The organism is Phaeobacter sp. HF9A, assembly GCF_011806385.1.
Taxonomy (GTDB): domain Bacteria; phylum Pseudomonadota; class Alphaproteobacteria; order Rhodobacterales; family Rhodobacteraceae; genus Epibacterium.
The window spans coordinates 1-3730 of the sequence record NZ_JAATOX010000207.1 but is presented as its reverse complement, the minus strand read 5'-3'; the positions used below and the strand labels follow the sequence as shown (position 1 = coordinate 3730).

The window sequence follows — 3730 nt, the reverse complement described above, 5'->3', positions numbered from 1 at the left end:
TGTGGAACCCGAGGTGGTCGAGGCCCTGCGCGCCGCCGTCGTGGCCGCCTACCCGAAGCTCTCGCATCGCTACTATGAGCTGAAGCGCAAATGGCTCGGGCTGGATCGCATGCAGGTCTGGGACCGCAACGCGCCGCTGCCGATGGAGGCCACCCGCACCGTTGGCTGGGACGAGGCCCGCGACATCGTGATGGAAGCCTATGAGGCCTTTGATCCGCGCATGGGCGAAATCGCGCAGCCTTTCTTTGACAAGGGCTGGATCGACGCGGGCGTGAAACCCGGCAAGGCCCCCGGTGCCTTTGCCCACCCCACCGTGACCAATGTGCACCCCTATGTGATGCTGAACTACCTCGGCAAACCGCGCGATGTGATGACCCTGGCGCATGAGCTCGGCCACGGCGTGCATCAGGTGCTGGCCGCTGATCAGGGCGAGATGCTGTCTTCCACCCCGCTGACCCTGGCCGAAACAGCATCGGTGTTTGGCGAGATGCTCACCTTCCGCAAGATGCTGGAAAAGGCCAAGACCCAGGAAGAGCGTAAAGTGCTGCTCGCCGGCAAGGTCGAGGATATGATCAACACGGTGGTGCGCCAGATCGCGTTTTACGACTTTGAATGCAAACTGCACGCCGCCCGCGCCGAGGGGGAGCTGACCCCCGATGATATCAACGCCCTCTGGATGAGCGTGCAGGCCGAGAGCCTCGGCGACGGCTTTGACTTCATGGAGGGCTACGAGACCTTCTGGGCCTATATCCCGCATTTCGTGCATTCGCCCTTCTATGTCTACGCCTATGCCTTTGGCGACGGGCTGGTGAACGCGCTCTACTCTGTCTACGCCGAAGGGGCCGAAGGCTTCGAGGACAAGTATTTCGACATGCTCAAGGCCGGTGGCTCGAAACACCACAAGGAGCTGCTCGCACCCTTTGGTCTCGATGCCTCCGATCCCAAATTCTGGGACAAGGGGCTTTCCATGATCTCCGGCCTCATCGACGAGTTGGAAGCCATGGAATCCTGAGCCCGATCAGCCTTTCGCGCCGCCTCGGCGCGGAAGGGCCGCCGCGCTCTGGCAATCAACTGCCGATCCGCGTGCCGTCAGAGATGACGGCGCGCGTTTTTTATGCATGGTAGCTACTGTGACAGAAACGCAAAATATCACTTTCCTCCGGCTGACCCGGGCGGACCATGATCTGGTCCGCCATATCGCGGTTGCCCCGGAACAAATCGTCTATTGCGGCACCGTGGATATGGCCTTTGCCTCTGATGAGGCGGGCATCGACCTCTATGCCATTCGGCAAGGCGCCACCTGCGTCGGCTTTTTCAAGATTGATCTGAAATACCCCCAAACCCACGCGTTTGCGCGCGCCGGCGATCTAGGGGTGCGGGCGCTCATGATTGATCATCAGCATCAGGGCAAAGGGCTGGGCACCGCCGCGCTCCGCGCCCTGCCCGCCGCGCTTGCGGGATGTTACAGGGACGCGAAGGCCGTGGTGCTCACGGTGAACCTGCGCAACCAGATCGCGGTGCGCAGCTACCTGAATGCGGGGTTTCACGACACCGGGGAGCTGTTCGAGGGCGGCCTGGCCGGGCCGCAGCATGTGATGCGGTGCAACCTTCCCGCGCCAGATGATGCCGCGCCCCATCGCGCCGATCTGATCGCCACCGGTCCACACGCAGATGCCTCCTAGAGGACCCCAAAGTCCGGGCAGAAAACCCCTATTTCAGCTGACTGTCCTTGCTGCCGCGCCGGTTGATGCCACCCCGCGCCTTTTGCGCGCCGTCCCGTTCCTGCGCGCAATCAATACAGAGCTTCACGCCCGGAATGGCCTTGCGCCGCGCCTCGGGGATCTCTTCTTCGCAGTCGGCACAATGGGTCAGGCTCTCGCCCATCGGGGCACGCCGTGATTTGAGACGGGCCAGCTCATCCGAGATCGAAGCTTCGATCTGCTCGCTCACCGCGCCGTCCTTTGCCCATCCGCCCGCCATGATTGCCTCCACATCCGCTCTGCGCCGCCATGCTAGACCCGGCGGCGGGCCAAGGACAAGCCGGATCTCACCCTGAACGCAGCCCAGCCTCCGGCGGGACAGGTATTGCGCCGTGCAAGGGCACGACGCCCGGGGGCAGGCCGCGCCTTCGGCGCGGCCTGCCCGGCCCAAGGGGCCGATCTGCATTTTCAATGCAGAGGGGACGCGCGGGAGCGCCCCCCCCTTTTTCAGAAGCCCATAGGCAGGTGTCAGAGCGAAGTTGCCACCGCAAATACCTGGTCCATCATACTCTGGGTCCCGCGCGAGAATTCCAGCGGGCAGGCATAGGGCGTGCCCTCGCGGATGCTGCGGCCAAAGGCCTCCACCTGGAGCTTGTATTGATCCGCCATCGGGAAGCGCTCGGTGGTCACCTGCCCCGCCGCCGCGCCAGAGGCCGCCGCGCTGTGCAACTCCAGCTGCGCCTCGCCAAACACCCGGGCGTTGAAGGGCGTCGTCACCCGCAGAACACCGGCCTCGCCGTGAAAGACCATCTCCTGATAGGGGTGCATGCGGGTGCTGACATAGGCCGTGTAAACAAAGCCCGGAAAGCGCGCCTGCACATTGGAAAGCACATCGACACCGTTTTCCCATTCGATTTGGGCGCTGATCTCCTGCGGCTCCTCACCTGTCACAAAACGCGCGGAACCAAAGACATAGACGCCGATGTCGCGCAGCGCACCGCCTGCGGTTTCGGCCCGGTTGCGGATGTTGTCGACCTCTTCGCGATTGTCGAAGGAGAACTTGCCCGAAACATGCCGCAGCCGCCCGATGGCGCCGGATTGGACCAGCTCGCGCGCCCGCTGCCACTGCGGATGATGCACGATCATATAGGCCTCCGCCGCCAGCACGCCTGCCGCATCACGCGCCGCGATCAGCTGTTCAAACTCCGGTTCGCGCAATGTGGCGGGTTTTTCCACCAGAACGTGTTTTCCGGCCTGCATCGCCCGCAGCGCCCATTCCACATGCAAATGGTTGGGCAGCGGGATATAGACCGCGTCGATCGCCGGATCGGCCAGCAGCGCCTCGTAGCTGTCATGCAGCCGCAGCCCCGGCGCGAAGGCCTGAAAGGGCGCGGCCTTGGTGACGGAAGACGTGGCCAGCGCCGCCAGTTCGGCCCCTTCGGCCGCGTGAATGGCCGGTCCCATATGCTCGCGCGCAAAATTGGCCGCCCCGAGGATGCCCCAGCGAATGGGTTCTGGCATGGTCTCTCTCCCTTTGGTATTCAAATGCCTTGTTTGCGCTCACATTAGTGGCTCTCCGTCCACTGGCAAGGGCCGGGCTCGAAGAATTCTCCTTGCTCTGCCAGCGCGCGCCCCTACCCTCTGGTTGCGCAGGCAAAGAAAGGAGCCCCCTGATGGCGACGTTGATCCGATGGCTTGGCAGGCTCTTGTTGCTGATGGCACTCCCGCTCGTGGCGGTGCTGATCTGCGGCCCCGCCTATGTCGAAAAGAGCCGCAACCGGGTGGTGCAACATGCCCCCTATGTGGTCAGCGCCGAGGCCCGCGCCCTGCATGACAGCCTGACCATCGGTGATTTGCACGCCGACCCACTGCTGTGGAAACGCGACCTGACCAAGCGCAGCACCCGCGGCCAGGTCGATATCCCCCGGCTGATCGAGGGCAATGTAGCGCTTCAGGTCTTTACCGCCGTGACCAAATCCCCAGCCGGGCAGAATTACGACCACAACGACGCGGCGGCGCGCGACAATATC

4 protein-coding genes and 1 pseudogene are annotated in these 3730 nt (G+C 63.6%); 3 read left to right on the top strand and 2 right to left on the bottom strand.

What is annotated here, in order from left to right; translation table 11 throughout:
• Together HCZ87_RS20200 and HCZ87_RS20195 are read left to right on the top strand one after the other, a co-directional pair.
• The coding region (locus HCZ87_RS20200) for a M3 family oligoendopeptidase (protein ID WP_167646845.1) at positions 1-1012 on the top strand (1012 nt) is incomplete at its 5' end.
• A 118-nt stretch (positions 1013-1130) separates the two neighbouring features.
• Entirely contained in the window at positions 1131-1682 is a 552-nt protein-coding gene (locus HCZ87_RS20195) for a GNAT family N-acetyltransferase (protein ID WP_368484156.1), read from the top strand.
• 28 nt (positions 1683-1710) lie between these two features.
• Here the strand turns inward: HCZ87_RS20195 and HCZ87_RS20190 are convergent, their stop codons facing one another.
• The gene (locus HCZ87_RS20190; RefSeq protein WP_167646841.1) at positions 1711-1980 is read right to left on the bottom strand and encodes a DksA/TraR family C4-type zinc finger protein; all 270 of its coding nucleotides are present in this window, start codon (positions 1978-1980) and stop codon (positions 1711-1713) included.
• Positions 1981-2228: 248 nt separating this feature from the next.
• Positions 2229-3221: a Gfo/Idh/MocA family protein gene (locus tag HCZ87_RS20185; RefSeq protein ID WP_167646839.1), complete on the bottom strand. Its 993-nt coding sequence runs from the start codon at positions 3219-3221 to the stop codon at positions 2229-2231.
• A 152-nt stretch (positions 3222-3373) separates the two neighbouring features.
• Here HCZ87_RS20185 and HCZ87_RS20180 point away from each other — a divergent pair.
• Positions 3374-3730 (top strand): annotated as a pseudogene (locus HCZ87_RS20180) (peptidase M19); the annotation flags it as partial.